The following is an 18,147-nucleotide window of genomic DNA, read 5'->3' on the forward strand; positions in this document are numbered from 1 at the left end:
CCGCGGCTGGACCGGCCGAGTGAGTTCGGCCGCCGCACAGCCGAGCGGAGGGCGAACGCCTTCGGCCGTCATAGGGCGGAACCTGCCCCGGGCAATGAGCCGCCCGGCGTCGTCCTGCGCCGAGGACGAGACCGGCCCGATCACCGGCGTACGACGTGCCCTCGGTTCCCCCACCGTACCCCGCCCGCCGGAAAACGGGACTCCGGAGACCGCGAGCCTTCCGGAACCACTGCCCACGCCCCTCCCTTGCAGCTTTCGTCCCCGAACCACCAGGAACCGACCAGGAACCGGCCAGGAACGGCTCCTTCGACGAACCCCTCCACAGATACCGGAAGCGGGACGCCCGGCCGCCCCTCCACGGCAGTACGCTGACCATGCGGCAGCCCCTGCCCCCGGCCCTCTCCGTGCAGTCCCTTTCCGCGCAACAGAGGCCCTGCGCAAGGCGAAAGCCACCCCGCAGACAGAGGAGATGGGGCGTATGGGCCCACATCCCGACCTGTTCGACGAGTGCCGCGTGATCCGATCCGACGGCGAACTGGACCTGACGACCGCTCCAGCCTTCGCGCGCGGCCTGGAGGACGTCCGCCACGGCACCGGACGCCTCTTCCTCATCGTCGACCTGAGCAACGTGACGTTCATGGACGGCAGCGTCCTGGCCCCGCTGTGCGCGGCGTGGGACGACTGCAGGGAGCGGCAAGGGTGGGCGCGCGTCGTCTACACCCGGTCGGGCATAGGTCTCGTGTTCCAGGCCGGCTCCCTCGATGAGCGGTTCCCCCGGTACGCGAGTGCCCAGGACGCCTGGCAGGGCGTGCTCGCCGACAGTGGGGAGCGGCGGCGCCCGCCGGCAGACCGATCCGCGTAACGTACGGCAGAAGCCGTCTGCCGCCTCGCCCGAGGAGCGCCCCGGCCGCCACGGAACGGGAACCGCCGGTCAGCAACGGCATGGCCGACGTCCCGCGGTCACCGCGCCTCGGCGGGCGCGCCGTTCGCAAAAGCATGCGGCAGGGCAAGGCGGGTGCGGTCATGCGCGGAGGCAGCAACTCGAGTCCGAGGCGAACCGTTCCCGTCCAGAGGTATGCGTGAGAGGGGAGACGCCTGGGAGCCGTCTGGGAGCCAACCCGCTCCCCAAGCCCTCCCGACACCGCACGAAACCCACCGAGCCCAACGCCCTGACCTGCACACATACCAATCAGGCAGGTGTCGGTCAGGACCGAACCCCATTCGGGACGAAGAGGTCGTGGGTTCAAATCCCGCCACCCCGACAGCTGTAAGAAGCCGTATCTCAACCGATCTTGGAACGTGTGAGTCGAACGGAGTTCCTGGTCGGGTGATCTTCCGGCCGTACGCGCATGAAGGCAGGGCCTCCTGGTAGCTCGGGGGTGCGACCCCATTCCGAGCGGTTCCCGGAGGCCCTGTTGTCGTTGTTGTACGCGCACCGCCGACCAGCGCGCCTTGGACGACGCCGACTCCCCCGCACGAGTCCTTACCTGGCGCATCCAACGCCTCAGCGCAAGGCCAACACCCAGCGCCCCAGCACTCCGGCCCACGAAGCAGCCGCCGTCCCGGCTCCGCAACCGCCGCAAGCACGGCGGCGCTGATCACGACCGTACGGACAGCCTGGGGGCAAGCAGCTCCAGCACTTCCTCCCAGCGGTAGCGGTCGGCCCCGCCGCCGGCCTTCGGCCGGTGAGGCTCGTACGAGCCGATCAGGACGCCCATCTCGCGCAGCCGCTCCAGACTCTGACGGTACGCGGGATGGGCGGCCTGGGCCGAGTTCAGGTACGGCAGCACGGCGACCGGGATGTCCATGGCGGGTCGGGACGGCGCTGCTTTCCAGTACTTCGCCGCTCCAGCCGAGGGCGGTAAGCAGGGCGAAGGTCGATGTCCTCGCGAGGTCCGCCACGCGGTCCGTGCTCTCGAACCGATCGAGGACCACGTCCAAGACCTCACTCACCGCAGGCCAGTGGTGGCTGCGGCCGTAGTACTGGCGAATGAGCAGGCCGACTGTCCGGCGGGACCGGCGCGGCTCGGCGAGCAGTGCCTGGTTGACGAGCGTCGGGCGCCCGTGGGGCAGGTGCGTGGGGAGCGTGAGCCACTGCTGCCTGGTCGGGTCGTCCAGGGCTGCGAGCCGGGTGCGGTGCTGGTAGTCCCGGCGTGCGAACTGAACGTCGTCGAGTTTTCCGAGTATCGAGTGTGCAGAAGAGCCCTTGAACTGGACGTTCACGTCGCGTGCATGTCCGCGACGTGAAGAACAGCGCTGCTGACTGCCGTTCTGTCAGTGCCCACGTCATCAGCGGCGAGACGGGCAGTGGGGGCAAGTCGGACGCGACCCGGCCTCAGGAATGACCTTCGAGCGGACCAGTCCTGCGGCCAGGGCGTGTGTCAGGGCTGGCCGTCGGCAGTGAGGATGCCTACTCCGCCCAGGACAGTGAGGTCGCTAGCTTTGCGGGACGTCCTTGACGAACACGATGCCGTCGCTATCCGCCAGGTGTGCCGGGTCAAGCGGGGCGTAGCCGAACCAGGGGGATGTGCGGGGTGCGGGCGGTGTGTCGCCGAGGGCGGTGGCCAGCCGCGTGGCGTCGATGACGCAGCGGTCCTCCGGGAGCGCGTACAGGAGTCCTTCGAGCGTGTCCGGCGGCGGTGTGTCCACTCCCTGGTGCCGGATCGTGCCGAGGGCCGTGGCCACGATGGCGTACTCCTCGTCGAGCTGGGCGCTCACCAGCGCACCGGCGCTCCACCACTCCACCGGCCCCTCCCACATCTGCATCGTGCTCTTCTCACGCTGGAGATGGGAGTTATGGGCGTGGATGAGCGCCGGACCCCGAGCGGCGACGGCGAGGAGGTTGTGGGCCATCATCAAATCCCGCAGCGCGCACAGCCGCGTCATGCGGGCCGGTGAGGTGTCGGCCATCCAGTGGTGGTAGCGCAACAGGCCGGTCGCGGTGCGCCCGTACAGGCGCGCCCGGTCCCAGTCATCCCGCGAGGTCGTCACGAGCAGGCGCGGCGTCTGCTGGTCGAACAACGCCACCAGATCATCGGCGAGCAGCCGCAGTTGGCCGGCCTCGGCCGACCGCCCCACGGACTGGTCCGGGGCCATCATCGCGGCGGGATTGGTCCACCGGTCGTCGGCGCCGAGCAGGCGATCGAGTGTGTCCGCGGTGCAGGGGAGCAAGTTCGCGGCCACCCGGGCCGCGAGGTAGCAGTGGAGTGCGGTGAGGGCCTGCCGGGGACTCGCGGCGTGGGTGATCTCCAGCGGGCCGTCGAAACCGGCGAAGCGGAGCCGCTCGGACGCGGGCCGACCGTCCTTGTCGGCGCGGACGTTGTAGGCGCGCATCCACCGCACCAGCTCGCGGTTGGCCGCAAAGGTGCCCCAGCCGTGGCTGATTCCCTGCTCCATGACTTCGTCGAGGGTGCCCGTCCCCGAGGTGACGTAGTCGTCCACGGCCAGGCCCATCATGCAGTCGCTCTCGATCGCGATCGTCCGGTAGCCCTCCTGCTCGACAAGCTGCCGGAAGAGCTCGTTGCGCAGGTCGAGCAGAGCGTCCTCGCCGTGGGTCGGCTCGCCCAGGGCGAGCAGCCGAGGCCGGGCCGGAAACAGCCGCATGACGGCGGCGGCCTCGACGGCATGGGCGATGTCCTTGATGTCAATAGCCATACCTTCAACGCTATCGTTGAACCTTCGATTGAAACTTTCCCGCGATATCGTCAGCACCATGGTGCAAAACCTTCAAAGCGGCGATCGGCTCAGGCCGGTTGATTTGGCGCGCGGGCACGGTCTGTCCACGCAGGCGATCAGGAACTACGAAGAGGCCGGCATCCTTCCGGCCGCCACTCGCACCTCCCACGGCTACCGCACCTATACCTCGCTGCACGCGGGGGCCCTGCGCGCGTTTCTCGCCCTGGTGCCCGGCCACGGCCACCAGACAGCAACGTCGATCATGCGGACCGTGAACCAGGGCGCGGTCGATGAGGCGTTCCGCCTCATCGACGAGAGCCACGCCCAACTCCTCGACGACCGGCGGACCCTCCAGGCCGTGGAGAGCGCCCTCCGCGACCTGGAGCCCACCGCGGCGCCCGAGCCCGGTGTGGAGTCCGAGCCGACCGTGGTGTCCCGGCCCGACGGCACGTTCATCGGACCGCTGGCAGACAAGCTCGGAATCCGGCCCGCGACGCTGCGCAAATGGGAGCGCGCCGGGCTGGTGCGTCCGCGCCGCGACCTGCGGACCGGATACCGCGTCTACGACGAGGCGGACGTACGGGACGCCCGGCTGGCCCACCAGCTCAGGCGGGGCGGATACCTGCTGGAGCAGATCGCCCCACTGATCGCCCAGGTGCGGGCGGCCGGCGGGCTGGAGCCGCTGGAGGCCGCACTGTGCGACTGGCACGGTCGGCTGTCCGCCCGCGGGCGGGCGATGCTGACCGGGGCCGCAGAGCTGGAGGCGTACCTCCGCGAGCGCGGATGAGACTTCGGTCACCAGCCGAAGAGAACGAGAGCCGCCTCGTCAAGGCAGCTCCAGGGCCCCACGTTGGATCAACAGCTCGGCAAGCTGAGCTTCGAGTTCGGCGACACGCTTGTCGAGAAAGCGGTTGTTCTCGCGTGCCCCCGAACCGGTCCGCCGGATCATCGCCGAGCGCTCCCATGGGCTGCCTCTGTACCTGGACCTTTCGGTCATGCGCTACCTGGAACTTCGGCGCGGCCGCAGGCAGCCGCAGGTCACCGACTTCGACCACGACTTCCCCGCCCTGATCGCCCGTACCCTCAGCGACCTGACCGCCGAGGAACGCCACGTACTCCGCTCGGTCAGCCTGCTCAACGCGTTCTCCGTGCCCCTGGCCACCCAGGTCGCCGGCATGGACCACGACGCGCCCGCCCTACGGTTGACCGAGCGCCCCTTCATCCGGGAGTCCCCCTCCGGTGTGTGGCCCTTTCATGTCCACGACCTGATCCGCGCCGCCATCCGCAACGCGGACGACGGCAGTGACGACCGCTGGTCGGAGCAGGACTGGCAGCGCGCGGCCCAGCGTGCTTTCCGCGCCCTGGAATCCCAGTGGCGCCAGGACCAACGACACGACCGCGCCATCCTGGTCGGCTGCCTCCAACAAGGGCTGCTCCTCGCGCGGGACTTCCGACTCGATCTCGACTGGCTCGCCGATGCCGCATTCCAGTACGTAGGAGATTCCATCTGCGAACCGCTGGCACTCCCCGCCACCGGTGACACGTCGTCGGGCAGCCTGCAGACTGCCGCGGATGCCCTGGTGGAAACGCTCAGTGCCATCGCCCGGCGCCAGCACGAACACCGTGAACACACGGCCAGTCGACTCTCGGCCGTCCTCGCCTCGGAGCTGCTCCCCGATGACCTGGTCGAACTGGCCACGTACTACCTGGCGAAGGCCCAGCGAGACCTCGGACTGACCGATGATTCATGCCGTGGCATGCAGCGCGTCGCCTCCGCCGACGGTCGGCTCGCTTCCGCCGCTCGGCGCGGCCTGGCACATCTGAGCCGATTGTCCGGAGACTTCCCTACGGTGGTCGAAGCCGCAGGGAGGCTGGGCTGGGAGGGGCGGCACCATCGGGTGCTGGGAGATGTGTGGTGGGTGCAGGGCGACATGGAGCGGGCGGAAGCCGCCTACCTGGCAGCCCGGAGCGAAGCCGAAGAACACGGTGTGGTCGGCGAGACCGCCATGGTCCAGGCGCATCTCGCCTTCGCCGTCTCCTTCGCCGACCCTCTGCGGGCCGATGACGAACTCGACCTGGCGGACCGGCTGCTGTCGCGCCTCAGCCTGCGCTCTAGCGAGATGACCGCTCGCATCGCCGCACTCGTACGCGACGCCGGGTTCGCCGCAGACGTGCCCGACCGGGCGGCCGTGCTGCTCGCCGAAATCGGTGTCTCGGGCATTTCCTACGCCGCGGCGAAACTGCAACTGGCCCTGTGCTTCCACCACGCCGTCCTCGATGCCCAGGACAACCTCGCCATCGCGATCACCCGTCTGCGCGAACTCACGCAGGGCGGTGACTACGTCTACTACGTCGAAATCGCGCACTTCATGACCGGCCTTCCGCTTCCCGAGCACACCGCGCGAGCGCGGTGGATCGACGGAGAACGACAGACCCGCGAACGATGGCGCTACCTGGTTGCGACACGTCGCAATCACCTTGGGACGGCTCGTTAGGCTGCAACCGGCAACCTCGGGCATGAAGCCGGCGGGTGCCTCGCCGCCCTGCTGGACAACCGTCCTCGCCGCCAGTGCGGGCAGTAGCTGGCCGACCTGCCCCCGGATTCCAGCCCGCTTCAGGCGGCGACCTGGCCTACGACGACACCACCGCCTGAAACGCCCGGATCCGATCCTTGAGCTCACCCCACAGCGGCGCCCGCGCACGTGCGAACCACCGGACGACCACACGTGCGAGCCCCCGGATCAAGTCGAACCCGTACACCGCTTCCGGAGACTCGACTCGTCCCCACTTACGCGGTCACCGGGAGAAGTACCCACGCCACACCGGCCAGGAGCGCAAGCCCACGCTCCGAGAGAAGGCGGCTGCCACATTGCCGCGGACTTCCCGCCGAAGCTCCAATCCAAAAGGGCGCCGTCAACGTACTGATAAGGAGAGCTGCAACCCGGGGGTACGCCCCGGTCGGCTGTTTCCCGTACAGCGGGGATCTTGGCTGCAAGACGTGCTCCTCGTATGTACGAGGCGATGCCTGCGACCGCGCCGCTCCTCCCTTGCGGCTGCGGCTATCCATCTCGTGCCGCTGAGAGTTACGCGACACGATGGAAGGAAAGGTGCATCCATCATGCGAGCACAACGCGCGAGGCGTCTCGCCGCGGTGTCCGCGGCCGGCATTCTGATGGCCGGCGGCGCTGCGATCGGCGCGGCAGGCACGGCCGCGGCAGCAGCCCCTGCCGTGCACACTCAGGTGACCACCAACGGGTGCGGCGACCGCGGTGACTGGGGCGGAGACTGCTTCGACCACCACGGGTTCCGCTTCGACCACGGCTTCGACCACCACGGGTTCCGCTTCGACCACGGCTTCGACCACCACGGGTTCCGCTTCGACCACGGCTTCGACCACCACGGGTTCCGCTTCGACCGCGGAAGCGTCCTGATCATCGTGCCCTAGTACTCCGGGGATCTTGCCCTGACCTTGTCAGGACGAAGAGGTCGTGGGTCCAAATCCCGCCACCCCAGCCGCCGCCCAGACGGTCCCGGAGTCCGGACGGGTTGACGCCTGAAGGGGCCGCGCGGCCCCTTCAGGCGTTCGGTTCGCCTGCTTCAGGTGCGTCACTGGATGACTCCGGCATACCGATGACGTACGTCCCCTTCGCAGGCAGAGTTGCGACGAGCCCTCGTTTTCGGAGTTCAACGATGGCGCGACGCACGGTGCCGATGCTCACGCGGTGCAGCTCCGTCATAGCTCGCTCGCCCGGCAGCGCGGCCCCTTGCGGCAATTTGCCCGCCGCGATGTCCGCCGCGATGGCGTCGGCGAGTTTCACGTACTCGTAGCGCGGAAGCTCACTCATCTCTCCACGGTGCCGCAGCCCAACGCACAGCGCAGGGTTGGAACGCGTTCCACCGCGGTGGAACGCAGAAGAACGTAGAGGGGTGCAGGGGGACGCAGTTACCGGTATGGTCGAAATGACAAGACCCCGGCGAGGTGGACAAGACCTCCCGGGGCACGGCCAACGCTGAATAGGAGCGTCGACATGCACGACCTTATCCGCCGCACCCTCGAATGGCTGCGCCTTCTCTTCGGCCCAGGCACGGGCAAACGGCGCCGCACCCACCGCCACCCCCACCTCTGCCTGCACTTCACCGCCGTACGCCACCCCTTCACCCCCCTGTCCCCGCACCTCCCCCGTCACCGCTCCCCGTACGGTCTCTTCACCCCCTTCGACGCCACCGACTCCGCCCTCGTGCGCCCCTACCTCGCCGCCCACGAACGGGAAGCCGCGCTCCAACAGCGCCGTCGCCTCGCCCTCGTCCTCGCCGCGGACTTCGGGTTCGATCTCGACCGGCACCTGATCGGCGCGCAGGAGGTGGCCGCCTGATGAAACACGCCACCAACCACACCGGCCACGCGACGACCTCCTCGTCCCCCCGTCTCCTTCCCTGGCCGTCCCCCGACGGCAAACCCTGCTACCTGGTGACGGACGACAGCGGCGGCGGGTACCTGTCCCGCCTCGCCGACGAGCTGGAGGCCGCGCAGCTCGCCACGGCCGCCGACGTGCTCGACCTCGCCCGCCCACTGTTGGACGACCCCGCATCGCCGTACACCGAGGTCCGCTACGTCGGCCTCCGGCTCGCCGAGTGTCTGACCGACGCCCTGCGCGTCGCCGAGTCCCGGGGCATGCGCCTGCCCGCACCGGACACCGAGGACGTCGAGGACACCGACGACTCAGGAGAGCAAGAGGCCGCCCACGGACAGGCCCCGCAGGACGCAAGGGGCGAGCTATGGTCGTAACCACGACGCGTCGAAGGAGCCCATCGGTCATAACCGCCCACGCCGCCGAACCGACACCGGTCGTCCCACCCATGCCGGAGCGGAACCCGAAGGCGCTGCGTGAGGCGATTACCCGGCACGCGCCGCGACTCCTTCCCGACTTCGACGAGCACTGGAAGAGGGCGATCGCCGACACCTACGACATCGGCCCGCTCCCTGCGTTTCTCGCCCGCTGGTGGGTCGAGTACTCAATCGCCCGCGATCCCGAGCTCGACGCCCACGTGGCCGACCTCCACCACCGCGCGGCAGAGGCCACCGACTACACCGAGGCCAAGGCCCTGCTCGAAGAGGTGTCGAGGATCCGCTACAGCGCGCGGGACCTGGAGCCCGGCCATTGACCGACGAGTGACGAGTGACGAGTTAGGCACTCCGCCGACCACTTCCGCTCGGTCGACAGCGCCCGCCGCCGCCTCACCAGCGCCGCTGCGGACCGGGACGGGTCCGACCACGCTGCGAAGGACGGCCGCAAGGTTCGATGCTGGTCAGGGGGGAGCAGGGGTAGTCAGGGGTAGTCAGCGTTGGTCAAGGGTGCGCATGGCGGCATTGCCGCGAGAAGCCCTGGGGCCGGTGAGAACCACCGTGCGTGGCTCTCACCGGCCCCAGGGCTTCGTGATGGATGGTGCGTCAACTCCCGCTGACCGCACGTTCGTAGTCGCCGATGAGGTCGCCGAGCAGGGTGCCGGCGAGGATGTCGCTGGGGACGTGGCCGGCCATGTAGACGCGGGAGTAGACGACTTCGTCCTGCATCCACTCGTAGTCCTGGGCCCGGTGGGGGACGAAGGAGCTGAGGACGGTGACTGCGGCGGCGGCGCGGGCGGCGTGGCGGGAGGGGTAGGAGTAGGGGCCCTTGGCGCCGGGCTTGAGGTGTTTGTCCGGGCGCAAGGTCGGGTCGAGGACGAACGGGGCGGGCTGCTTGTCGCGGGCCGCGAGTTGGTCGCTGATGGTCTTGGCGAGCGTCAGGGCGGACTTGAGTTGGGCCTTCTCGGTCTTGCCCTGGGCGGCGGGGATCAGTTCGCGCTGGTCGTGGAGGTAGAGCTTCCAGATGTCCTGCTTGCCGTAGAGCTCCAGCCAGGTGGCGGCCTTCTTCCCCGCGGCGGTACGGGTCTTGGCGAGTTGCTGGACCTGGTGGAGTTCGGCGGTGCGGGTCTTGGCGGAGGGGGGTGCGGGAACCTGCTGGGCGGCCCAGGCGGCGAATGCCTTGTCGTCGCGGGTGGTGCCGTGCTGCGCCTTCCAGTGGGCGAAGAGGTCGTCGGCCTTCTTATGCTGGGCGGCGACCTGCCGGCCGAGGTCGGCGATCGCCGCGTCGGTGAAGAGGGTGGGTGGCGGGCTCTGCTTGACGCGGGCGGTCGCTCCGGGCTTCTTCTGCTGGGTGAAAGCGAAGGCCGCGGGCAGCTGCGGTCGCAGCACGCCGTAGGAGGCGGCGGCGACGGCGAGGACCGCGATGACGGCGTACGGCCACTTGATGCTGCGCAGGGCGCTCATGCGGCGTGGTTCCTTTCGAGGAGCGCTGCCGGCGTCGGATGCGGGCCGGTCAGGAAGTGGGTGCGGGCGAGACGGCGTACGTCGTTGTCGGGGAGGCCGGGGGTGAGCAGGGCCTGTCCGACGATGTACTTGCTGAGGGAGACGGGGCGGGCGCCGAGGTTCAGGAGCAGGCGGTCGGCGGGGGCGGGGCGGGCGCCGCCCTTGGTTTCGACGAGGACATGGCCGGGGTCGAGCGCCGCGGTGCGGTCGCCGTCGCTCTGGTGGCAGGTGAGGACGCCGTCGAGGGTGACGCGGGTGCCGTGGTGCAGGTCGGCGAGGGCGGCACGGACGTAGCGGATCTCAGTGGTGGGTGTCAGGTGCGTGGCGGGGACGGGGATCGCGGCGGCCTTGAGTACCTTGTCCACGAACTCGACCGCCTGCGCGTCCAGTTGGCCGTACGCGGCTGCCGGGACCTGGAGCGCGTGCTTGACCGTGGCGCCGCGGCCGTCCTTGGTCTTGACCTCCACCCGGCACAGGGCGTCCTCCGCGTACAGACGGGTGCGGACCTTCCAGCGGTGGCGGCGCTGCTGGACGTGGCCTCGCCAGGAGCCGAGCTGCGGGGTGTCGAAGTAGGTGCTGTGGTAGCTGGTCGTACGGCGTCCGTCGAGGTCCAGGACCCGGTGGCTGTCGGCGAGCCGAGCCACGAACTCGCGGGCGCGGTCGAGGGGGACCAGGTACTTGCGGTCGGTGCGGTGCTGGAGCGCGGCGGCCGCGTCGACCTCGGTGAGCGTCGCACCGGCCGGCCGGACGAGACCGAGCGCGGTGGCGAAGGAGGCTGCGGAAGTCAAGGAGGCCGCGGGAGCCAAGGAGGCCGCGGGAGCCAAGGAGGCCGCGGGAGTCACAGCGTCCTCCCGGCGTCCCGGGCCGCGGGGATTTCGGGCTCCATGACGGCGGAGATCTCCGCGGCGGCCGCGGGTTCACCGGGCCGGCCCGGCTCGACCGGATAGCGGGCCGAGACCCGGGTCGTCTCGCGTACGTAGTCGACCTCGTCGACGTCCACGGACAGGGGCACCTGGCCGAAGCGAGCGGCGACGTCCCCCAGGATGTCGGCCTGGTCGGAGTAGGTGCGATCCAGGGTGACCTTCACCAGCCGGGTCGGGTGGTACGTCCGGGGGTCGTCGACCACCCACACCGCCACCAGCACGAGGACGTCCAGCCCGATGACGAGCCAGCTCGCGCGCTGCGGCAGCCCCGTGCACAGGGCGATGACCAGCGCGGCGAAGGTGTACGCGACATCCCGCAGGGTGAACGCCGCGCTGCGCAGCCGGACCAGGGAGAGGATGCCGAAGAGGCCGAAGCCGACCCCGGTCGGGAACTTGCCCGCGCTGATCGCGGCCATCGCGGCGAACAGGCCGATGTTGAGCGCGGTCAGGACGAGCGGCATCTCCGGTGCGCTGCGGCGGCGCCGGTAGAGCCAGCCGACCAGGATCAGCAGGGCCATGACGTCGAGACCGCCTCGCGTCATCAGGTCCCCGGGGGCGATGTGATCCGTGACCCCCTTGGCGGCGAGCGTTGCTATCGCCGTGTTCATGGCGGTTCCTTCCCGGCGGCGCGCCGAACGGCGGACCTGCCCCGGTCCGCGCGGCACCGCGACGTCAGGGACGCTAGAGATCACGCATGAACAGACCATGAAGACTTCTCGATGCCTGGTGCACCGGCACCGGCGCTGCGGACCCCGGTTAGCCTGGCCGCCATGCACTACCTGGTCGTCGACGACGAGATCCGCCTGACCGATCTGGTCGTCCGCTACCTCAGCGAGTCCGGGCACAACGCCGACGGCTGCTACGACGGGCCCTCCGGGCTTGCGGCGGCCCGCGACCCCCGCCTGGACGCGGTGGTCCTGGACGTCATGCTCCCCGGGCTCGACGGTGTCGAGGTGTGCCGTGCGCTGCGCGGCGAGGGCATCGACGTGCCCGTGATCCTGCTCACCGCGCGCGGTGCCGTGAGCGAGCGGGTCGCCGGGCTCGACGCGGGCGCCGACGACTACGTGGTCAAGCCGTTCGCGATGGAGGAACTGCTGGCCCGGCTGCGGGCGATCTCACGGCGCCGCCCCGACCCGGCGGGCCGCCTCCAGGTCGGCGATCTCGTCCTCGATCCCGAGCAGCAGCGGGCCTGGCGGGGCGACTGCGAACTCGACCTGTCCCGGCGCGAGTTCGACGTCCTGCGGGTGCTGATGGAGAACGCCGGTCGCCTCGTCTCGCGGGTGCAGCTCCTCGACGAGGTCTGGGACGGCGAGACCGACCTGCGCAGCAACGCGATCGACGTCCACGTCTCCAAGGTGCGCTTCAAGGTCGACCGCGCCTTCGACCGTACGACGATCACGACGCTGCGCGGCCGGGGCTACCGCCTGGAGACCGCCCCGTGACACAGCCCGGGCGGCTGTCGGCACGCCTCCGCCGTCTGCCGGTCGTCGCCCGCCTGGTGCTCGCCGTCGCCCTCACCATGTCGCTCGTCCTGACCGGGGCCGCGGGCCTGGTCTACTTGCGGGTCGAAGCCGCCCTGGACGGCCAGCTGGACGAGGACCTGGCCACGTATCAGCAGAGCCTGGACCAGGCCGTACAAGATGGTCAGGACCTTCCGTCCGGCCCCAATGGCAGTGTCCATCAGGTTCTCGACACGGACGGCCGGGTGCTGCGCTCCAGCGACGCCGTCCGGGATCAGCCGCTGCTCACGCCCGCGGAACGCCTGGCCGCCGCGCGCGGCGCCACGGTCCGTCGTGACATCGGCCCCCTGCTGCCCATCACCGCCGGCACCCTGCGCCTGCGCGCCGAGCGCGTCACCTCCGACGGACACACGCGCGTCGTGGTCGCCGCCGTCCAGCGCGGCCACCGCGACGAGGCGCTGCGCGAACTCCTCGCCCAGCTTGCCCTCGCCTCAGGGCTGACACTGCTGGCCGCCTCCTACGTCGGCTACCGCACCGCCCGCGCCGCCCTGCGCCCCGTGGAGCGCTACCGCGGCGGCGCCGCCACGCTCGCCGACGACGCCGAGGAGGCCCACGGCCTGCGCCTGGAGGTACCGACCGACCGGGACGACGAGATCACCAGGCTCGGGCACACCCTCAACCGCATGCTCGACCGGCTGGAAGCCTCCGCCGCCCGCGAGCACCAGTTCATCGCGGACGCCAGCCACGAACTGCGCACCCCGCTCACCCTGATGCGTGCCGAACTCGACGTCGCGCTGCTCCGGCCGCGCACGGCGGAGGAGCTGACCGACACCCTGCGCTCCGTCGACACCGAGGCACGCCGCCTGGTCACCCTGGCCAACGCCCTCCTCGACCTCGAACAGCTCGGCAGCGGCGAACGCATCCAGCGCGCTCCCATCGCCCTCGGCCGCCTCCTCGACGACGCCTGCACCCCCTACCGGGCGGCTGCCGAACGCGACGCACGTACGTTCACCGTCGACCACGACGGCGCCACGGTGGACGTTGACACGCGCTGGCTCGAACCGGCCATCGGCACCCTCCTGGACAACGCCCTGCGCCACGGCGCCGGCGCGATCCGGCTGCACGCCGAGAGCCACGACGGCCGCCTGCGCCTGTCGGTCACCGACGAAGGCCCCGGCTTCCCGGCCGACTTCCTCCCGCACGCCTTCGACCGCTTCAGCCGCGCCGAGGCCAGCCGCACCACACCCGGTACGGGACTGGGTCTGTCCCTCGTAGCCGCCGTCGCCGCATCGCACGAGGGCACCGCCCACGCGGCGAACACCCCTCCGGGGGCCACGGTCACACTCGACATCGCCTGCTGAGAGCCGGTCGGCGAGGACCGCCGGCGCGGCGTACGAGCCCGATCACCGGGCCGATCGCGAGCAGCAGGCCCAGGGCCGCGTAGCCGTACGTGAGAGTGGTGAGCGTGGCGACGGCGGCGACCAGCAACGGGCCGCCCGCGTCGCCGAGTTCACGCCCGAGTTCGGCGGCGCCCATGGTCTGGCCGAGCCGTTCGGCCGGCGTGGAGGCGGCGAGGGAGGCGAACCCGAGCGGGGTGATCAGGCCGGTTCCGGCGCCGATCAGGGCCGCACCGGACAGCACACCGAGCAGGCCGGGCAGCATCGCGCAGCCCAGGCCCGCGGCGGTGATCAGCAGCCCCGCGGTGATGCCGCCGCGCGCGGTGAAGCGGCCGCCGTCCAGGGCCCGTCCGGCGCGGGGCTGGACGATCGCGGCGCAGGCGGCGAGCACCGACACCGCGGCGCCGGTGGTGACCGTGCCCAGTCCGGCCGCCCGGCCGGAGACGGGCAGGAACCCCACACCGACCGAGAGCGCCGCGGTCGCGGCGGCCAGTGCGGCGGTCGGCCGGAGGAAGGCGGGGTGGGTCAGCCGCCGGGCCAGGTCGAGAACCGTCTGGCGAACCTTGGGAAGCGGAGGTACGGCCGGGACGGCGAGCGCTGCCCACACCGCGACGACGGCGCCGAGCACCGCCAGCACGATGAACAGCAGCCGCAGGCCCCCGGCCCATACCAGCACCCCGCCGAGCAGCGGGCCGAGGGCGTAGCCGACGGACTTGTAGAAGCCGTACGACCCGAAGGCCCGGCCGTGCTTGGCCGCCGGGTTGAGGCGGGCGACCAGCGAGGACGCCGAAGGCGAGAAGGCCGAGGCGGCGGCGCCCTGGCCGAGGCGGGCGGCCCACAGCCAGCCGGGGCTGTCCGCCACCGCGTAGACGGCGGAGGCGAGGGCGAAGGCGATGAGCCCGCCCAGCAGCACCGGGCGGGCGCCGACGCGGTCGGCGAGCATGCCGAAGACGGGCTTGAGGAGTACCTCCGCCCCGTCGTACAGGGCGAGCAGGCCGCCGAGCACCATCAGCGAGGTGACCGCGTCATGGGAGAAACCACCCAGGTTGGCGGGGATGCCGTGGGCGCCGAAGGCCGTGGTGAACCCGGCCGCGTACAGCGGCCACATCTGCCGGGCCGGCGCGACCCGTACCGCCTCCGCCTGCGTCATCCGTTCTGCTCCGGCGTCTCGTGCAGGGCGCGGAAGACCCGCTCCGCGTAGTCCTCGCAGGCGGCCGTGCACTGCCTGAGGCGTTCACCGGCCTCGACCGCCTCCGGGGTGCCGAACACATCCCGGGCGGTCAGATCACGGTGCCAGCGCCGCAGCCGCTCCAGGGACTGCTCCTCTTCCTCCAGCTCGGCCAGCGTGAACTTGGCGATACGGATCTCCTTGGCCAGTTCCCTCTCGAACTTGCCGCAGTCGGCGAGGAACTCCGCCCAGTCCTCCTGGCGGGCGTTGGTGAACAGCCGCTGGAGGCGGGCCGAGTCGGCGGGCGTGCGGCCGGCCGCGTCCAGGGTCACCACCTCCCCGTCGGCCCGGGCGGCCAGTTCCACCGCGCGCGCGAGACCGTCGGCGAACACCGGCACATCCGGGACGGTCCAGGCACCCTGTCCCAGCGAGAGCGCGCCGATTCGGCGCAACTCCCGCCAGACCGCGACGCGATGACGGGAGGGCCCGGTGGGCAGCCGCACCAACAGCACCACCCACCGCACAGCAGCAGAAGAGTCAACAGTCACAGATATAAATGTATCACTCGTTACATCAGGCCGAGGAGCACCCGGCAGGGGGGGTGAAGACCCTTCGGGAGACGGGCGGCGCAGAGGCGGACGGGCGACCTGGATCGGGTTCGCGATGGGCGACGACTGCACCGAGGAGCTGGTGAGCTGGGCGTCCGCCGGAGGACCGGGGGTCGCCGAGCCACCGGTCGCGCTGGAGTTGCAGTTCGTTCCGCCGCCACGGGAGGCACGTGCACGACGGTGACGGGCGCCATCACCGTACGAAGGCCGCTCCGGCACCGGACGCCACCGTCGGCCGTCTGGAACCGCGCATCCCCGTACGGCACTCTTCTCCCTTGTGGGGACCCTTCCGTATCAAAGCCCGTCGGCCGACACCGCCGCACACATGGTGGTGGCCGGGGACGACGCCCTGGCACACCGACTGGCCGCCGAACTGCGCGGTGTCTACGGCGAGCGGGTGACCCTCGTCGTGCCGCCCACCCAGCGCCGCGTACGGCCGCCAGTGGTCGGACGGGCGCGGACCTCGACCCTGTTCGACCGGATGTCCGCGGCGGTGAACCGGGCCGCGGGCAACGGGGAGGGGCCGCCCGGCCGGACGGCCGAAGCCCCGGGCTCCGAGCGGGTGTTGGAGGCCGACGAACTCACCGAGGCCGTACTCGCCGAAGCCGGCGTCGAACGGGCCGCCGCCCTCGCGCTCGTCCATGACGACGACGCGACCAACATCCGGGCCGCGCTCACCGCGCGCCGCCTCAATCCACGGCTGCGGCTCGTCATCCGGCTCTACAACCGGCGCCTCGGGCAGCACATCGAGGAACTCCTCGATCAGGCCTCGGCGTTGGCCATGGCCACCGCCGATCTCGACGGTGGCGGGAGCGGGAGCGGAGGTGGTGACGGGGGCGGTGCGAGTGCGGGCTCTGGGTCTGGTTCTGGGGCTGGGGCTCGGGCTGGGGTGCAAGGGTTCGATGCTTCTACCACCGTGCTGTCCGATGCCGACACCGCCGCGCCCGCGCTCGCCGCGACCGCCGTCGCCGGTACCAGCAAGGTCGTCCAGACGGACGGGCTGATGCTGCGGGCGGTAGAGCGGCCGCCACCGGGGCCGGGGCAGGTCGCCGACCCCGGGCTGTGCACACTCGCGCTGCTGTCCGCCACCACCAACGACCCCGCCGGGGCCGACGGTTCCGAGGGCAGCGGTCCGCAGGGGCCTCGGCTGCTGCCCGACGAACGGGCGGTGGCGGCGGCCACCGGGCGCGGGACCGTTGTCCTGGAGACGGTGTCGTACACCGGCACCGCGCCGTCCGCCGGGCGCAGTGTCGTGCCCCTCGGCTCGCTGCTGTCGCGACGGCTGCGCTGGTCGTTCGCCGGGCTGGTGGGGTGTGTGGTCGGACTGGCGGTCGCCTCCATGGTCGTCACCGGAGAGCCTCCGCTGCAGGCGACCTATCTGACGCTGCTCGATCTCTTCGCCATCAACAATCCCGCCATCGGGGAGCCCGTCGGACGGCAGGTTCTTCAGCTCTTCTCGGGACTCGTCGGGTTGTTGCTGCTGCCCGTGCTGCTCGCCGCCGTGCTGGAGGCGCTCGGTACCTTCCGGAGCGGGTCCGCGTTGCGCAAGCCGCCGCGGGGGCTGTCCGGGCATGTGGTGCTGCTCGGCGTCGGGAAGCTCGGGACTCGGGTTCTGGCGCGGCTGCGTGAGCTTCACATTCCGGTGGTGTGCGTCGAGGCGGATCCCGAGGCGCGGGGGCTGGCGCTGGCGCGGCGGTTGCGCGTGCCGGTGGTGTTGGGTGATGTGACCCAGGAAGGCGTGCTGGAGGCCGCGAAGATCCATCGGGCGCATGCGTTGCTCGCGCTCACCAGCGCGGATACGACGAATCTGGAGGCCGCACTGTACGCCCGCACCCTGAGGCCCGATTTGCGGGTCGTGCTGCGGCTGTACGACGACGACTTCGCCACCGCCGTGTACCGGACCCTGCGCGCGGCGCATCCGCAGGCGCTGACCCGGAGTCGTAGCGTGTCGCATCTGGCTGCGCCCGCGTTTGCCGGCGCGATGATGGGGCGGCAGATCCTGGGGGCGATTCCTGTCGAGCGGCGGGTGTTGCTGTTCGCCGCCATCGATGTGGGTGGGCATCCGCAGTTGGAGGGGCGGACCGTGGGGGAGGCGTTTCGGGCGGGGGCCTGGCGGGTGCTTGCGCTGGATGTGGCGGGGGTGGGGCGGCGACGGGGTGGTGCGGCGTCCGGCCCGGGGGGTGGTCCGGCGTCCGGCCCGGGGGGTGGACGGGCGTCGGGGCTGGTCTGGGATCTTCCTGCCACGTATGTGCTGCGGGCCGAGGATCGGGTGGTGTTGGCTGCTACTCGGCGGGGGCTTGCGGAGTTGTTGGGGCGGCGGCGTCGGGAGACTGCGGGGGCGTAGGCCCTTGCCTGCGGGGCTTGTTCTGCGGGGCTTGTTCTGCGGGGCTTGTTCTGCGGGGCTTGTTCTGCGGGTGGGTGTCTGTTCGGTGAGGGGCCTGTTCGGGTGGGGCGGTTTTTTCTTCGCCCCCGCCGCCCCTACCCGTCCCATCCTCAACCTGGGGCTCCGCCCCAGACCCCGCCAGGGGCTGCGCCCCGGACCCCCGCGGGGCTGGGCGCGCAATTCCACG

Annotated in this window: 17 protein-coding genes and 3 pseudogenes; 11 read left to right on the forward strand and 9 right to left on the reverse strand. The window is 71.0% G+C overall.

Annotated features, from left to right (window positions below):
* The first annotated feature begins 478 nt into the window (after positions 1-478).
* Positions 479-862 carry an STAS domain-containing protein gene (locus OG747_RS20015; RefSeq protein WP_405880698.1) on the forward strand — a complete coding sequence of 128 codons (384 nt, stop codon included), beginning with the start codon at positions 479-481 and terminating at the stop codon, positions 860-862.
* Between the two features lie 569 nt (positions 863-1,431).
* Positions 1,432-1,598, forward strand: a pseudogene (locus OG747_RS20020) (mobilization protein); the annotation flags it as partial.
* Here the strand turns inward: OG747_RS20020 and OG747_RS20025 are convergent.
* The 3 genes and pseudogenes from OG747_RS20025 to OG747_RS20035 form a co-directional block, all read right to left on the reverse strand.
* A pseudogene (locus OG747_RS20025) lies at positions 1,599-1,817 on the reverse strand (flavoprotein); the annotation flags it as partial.
* Between the two features lie 58 nt (positions 1,818-1,875).
* Positions 1,876-2,223: pseudogene (locus tag OG747_RS20030) on the reverse strand (WbqC family protein); the annotation flags it as partial.
* 213 nt (positions 2,224-2,436) lie between these two features.
* Positions 2,437-3,654: an erythromycin esterase family protein gene (locus OG747_RS20035; RefSeq protein WP_405880699.1), complete on the reverse strand. Its 1,218-nt coding sequence runs from the start codon at positions 3,652-3,654 to the stop codon at positions 2,437-2,439.
* A gap of 58 nt (positions 3,655-3,712) precedes the next feature.
* Here OG747_RS20035 and OG747_RS20040 point away from each other — a divergent pair, with 58 nt between their 5' ends.
* From OG747_RS20040 to OG747_RS20050, 3 genes are all read left to right on the forward strand, one after another.
* Positions 3,713-4,462 (forward strand): TioE family transcriptional regulator, encoded by a 750-nt coding sequence (locus tag OG747_RS20040; protein ID WP_405880700.1) that lies wholly within the window; start codon positions 3,713-3,715, stop codon positions 4,460-4,462.
* 124 nt (positions 4,463-4,586) lie between these two features.
* Positions 4,587-6,170: a hypothetical protein gene (locus tag OG747_RS20045; protein ID WP_405880701.1), complete on the forward strand. Its 1,584-nt coding sequence runs from the start codon at positions 4,587-4,589 to the stop codon at positions 6,168-6,170.
* 623 nt (positions 6,171-6,793) lie between these two features.
* Positions 6,794-7,120: a hypothetical protein gene (locus tag OG747_RS20050; RefSeq protein ID WP_405880702.1), complete on the forward strand. Its 327-nt coding sequence runs from the start codon at positions 6,794-6,796 to the stop codon at positions 7,118-7,120.
* A 130-nt stretch (positions 7,121-7,250) separates the two neighbouring features.
* Here the strand turns inward: OG747_RS20050 and OG747_RS20055 are convergent, their stop codons facing one another.
* Entirely contained in the window at positions 7,251-7,520 is a 270-nt protein-coding gene (locus OG747_RS20055) for a GntR family transcriptional regulator (RefSeq protein WP_405880703.1), read from the reverse strand.
* A gap of 183 nt (positions 7,521-7,703) precedes the next feature.
* Here OG747_RS20055 and OG747_RS20060 point away from each other — a divergent pair, with 183 nt between their 5' ends.
* From OG747_RS20060 to OG747_RS20070, 3 genes are all read left to right on the forward strand, one after another.
* Positions 7,704-8,048, forward strand: a complete 345-nt coding sequence (locus tag OG747_RS20060; protein WP_405880704.1) for a hypothetical protein — start codon at positions 7,704-7,706, stop codon at positions 8,046-8,048.
* Positions 8,048-8,461 (forward strand): hypothetical protein, encoded by a 414-nt coding sequence (locus OG747_RS20065; protein ID WP_405880705.1) that lies wholly within the window; start codon positions 8,048-8,050, stop codon positions 8,459-8,461. Before OG747_RS20060 ends, OG747_RS20065 begins: the two co-directional genes overlap by 1 nt.
* Positions 8,462-8,532: 71 nt before the next feature.
* Positions 8,533-8,838, forward strand: coding sequence for a DUF6247 family protein (locus tag OG747_RS20070; protein ID WP_405880706.1), 306 nt, complete (start codon positions 8,533-8,535; stop codon positions 8,836-8,838).
* Positions 8,839-9,124: 286 nt separating this feature from the next.
* Here OG747_RS20070 and OG747_RS20075 read toward each other — a convergent pair whose 3' ends face one another.
* Genes OG747_RS20075 through OG747_RS20085 form a run of 3 tightly spaced genes read right to left on the reverse strand, consistent with a single transcriptional unit; the run spans position 9,125 to position 11,552 of the window.
* The gene (locus OG747_RS20075; protein WP_405880707.1) at positions 9,125-9,982 is read right to left on the reverse strand and encodes a phosphatase PAP2 family protein; all 858 of its coding nucleotides are present in this window, start codon (positions 9,980-9,982) and stop codon (positions 9,125-9,127) included.
* Entirely contained in the window at positions 9,979-10,809 is an 831-nt protein-coding gene (locus OG747_RS20080; protein WP_405880708.1) for a polyphosphate polymerase domain-containing protein, read from the reverse strand. Before OG747_RS20080 ends, OG747_RS20075 begins: the two co-directional genes overlap by 4 nt.
* A gap of 50 nt (positions 10,810-10,859) precedes the next feature.
* Positions 10,860-11,552, reverse strand: a complete 693-nt coding sequence (locus OG747_RS20085; protein ID WP_405880709.1) for a DUF4956 domain-containing protein — start codon at positions 11,550-11,552, stop codon at positions 10,860-10,862.
* A gap of 162 nt (positions 11,553-11,714) precedes the next feature.
* Between OG747_RS20085 and OG747_RS20090 the strand changes: the two genes are divergently transcribed.
* Both OG747_RS20090 and OG747_RS20095 read left to right on the forward strand, forming a co-directional pair.
* On the forward strand, positions 11,715-12,386 hold the full coding sequence (locus tag OG747_RS20090; protein WP_405880710.1) for a response regulator transcription factor: 672 nt from the start codon (positions 11,715-11,717) through the stop codon (positions 12,384-12,386).
* Positions 12,383-13,765 (forward strand): ATP-binding protein, encoded by a 1,383-nt coding sequence (locus OG747_RS20095; RefSeq protein ID WP_405880711.1) that lies wholly within the window; start codon positions 12,383-12,385, stop codon positions 13,763-13,765. Before OG747_RS20090 ends, OG747_RS20095 begins: the two co-directional genes overlap by 4 nt.
* Here OG747_RS20095 and OG747_RS20100 read toward each other — a convergent pair.
* Together OG747_RS20100 and OG747_RS20105 are read right to left on the reverse strand one after the other, a co-directional pair.
* Positions 13,743-14,951, reverse strand: a complete 1,209-nt coding sequence (locus OG747_RS20100; RefSeq protein WP_405880712.1) for an MFS transporter — start codon at positions 14,949-14,951, stop codon at positions 13,743-13,745. The genes OG747_RS20095 and OG747_RS20100 overlap by 23 nt on opposite strands.
* Complete coding sequence (locus OG747_RS20105) at positions 14,948-15,517, reverse strand: Chromate resistance protein ChrB (RefSeq protein ID WP_405880713.1); 570 nt, start codon at positions 15,515-15,517, stop codon at positions 14,948-14,950. Before OG747_RS20105 ends, OG747_RS20100 begins: the two co-directional genes overlap by 4 nt.
* Before the next feature lie 385 nt (positions 15,518-15,902).
* Between OG747_RS20105 and OG747_RS20110 the strand changes: the two genes are divergently transcribed.
* Positions 15,903-17,921, forward strand: a complete 2,019-nt coding sequence (locus OG747_RS20110; RefSeq protein WP_405880714.1) for an NAD-binding protein — start codon at positions 15,903-15,905, stop codon at positions 17,919-17,921.
* Positions 17,922-18,147: the final 226 nt, after the last annotated feature.

The sequence above is a fragment of the Streptomyces sp. NBC_01384 genome, assembly GCF_045040035.1.
Lineage (GTDB): Bacteria > Actinomycetota > Actinomycetes > Streptomycetales > Streptomycetaceae > Streptomyces.

Coding starts and splice junctions, on each gene's coding strand:
- OG747_RS20015 (WP_405880698.1), top strand. CDS start 479: ATGGGCCCACATCCCGACCTGTTCGACGAGTGCCGCGTGATCCGATCC.
- OG747_RS20035 (WP_405880699.1), bottom strand. CDS start 3,654: ATGGCTATTGACATCAAGGACATCGCCCATGCCGTCGAGGCCGCCGCC.
- OG747_RS20040 (WP_405880700.1), top strand. CDS start 3,713: ATGGTGCAAAACCTTCAAAGCGGCGATCGGCTCAGGCCGGTTGATTTG.
- OG747_RS20050 (WP_405880702.1), top strand. CDS start 6,794: ATGCGAGCACAACGCGCGAGGCGTCTCGCCGCGGTGTCCGCGGCCGGC.
- OG747_RS20055 (WP_405880703.1), bottom strand. CDS start 7,520: ATGAGTGAGCTTCCGCGCTACGAGTACGTGAAACTCGCCGACGCCATC.
- OG747_RS20060 (WP_405880704.1), top strand. CDS start 7,704: ATGCACGACCTTATCCGCCGCACCCTCGAATGGCTGCGCCTTCTCTTC.
- OG747_RS20065 (WP_405880705.1), top strand. CDS start 8,048: ATGAAACACGCCACCAACCACACCGGCCACGCGACGACCTCCTCGTCC.
- OG747_RS20070 (WP_405880706.1), top strand. CDS start 8,533: ATGCCGGAGCGGAACCCGAAGGCGCTGCGTGAGGCGATTACCCGGCAC.
- OG747_RS20075 (WP_405880707.1), bottom strand. CDS start 9,982: ATGAGCGCCCTGCGCAGCATCAAGTGGCCGTACGCCGTCATCGCGGTC.
- OG747_RS20085 (WP_405880709.1), bottom strand. CDS start 11,552: ATGAACACGGCGATAGCAACGCTCGCCGCCAAGGGGGTCACGGATCAC.
- OG747_RS20090 (WP_405880710.1), top strand. CDS start 11,715: ATGCACTACCTGGTCGTCGACGACGAGATCCGCCTGACCGATCTGGTC.
- OG747_RS20100 (WP_405880712.1), bottom strand. CDS start 14,951: ATGACGCAGGCGGAGGCGGTACGGGTCGCGCCGGCCCGGCAGATGTGG.
- OG747_RS20110 (WP_405880714.1), top strand. CDS start 15,903: ATGGTGGTGGCCGGGGACGACGCCCTGGCACACCGACTGGCCGCCGAA.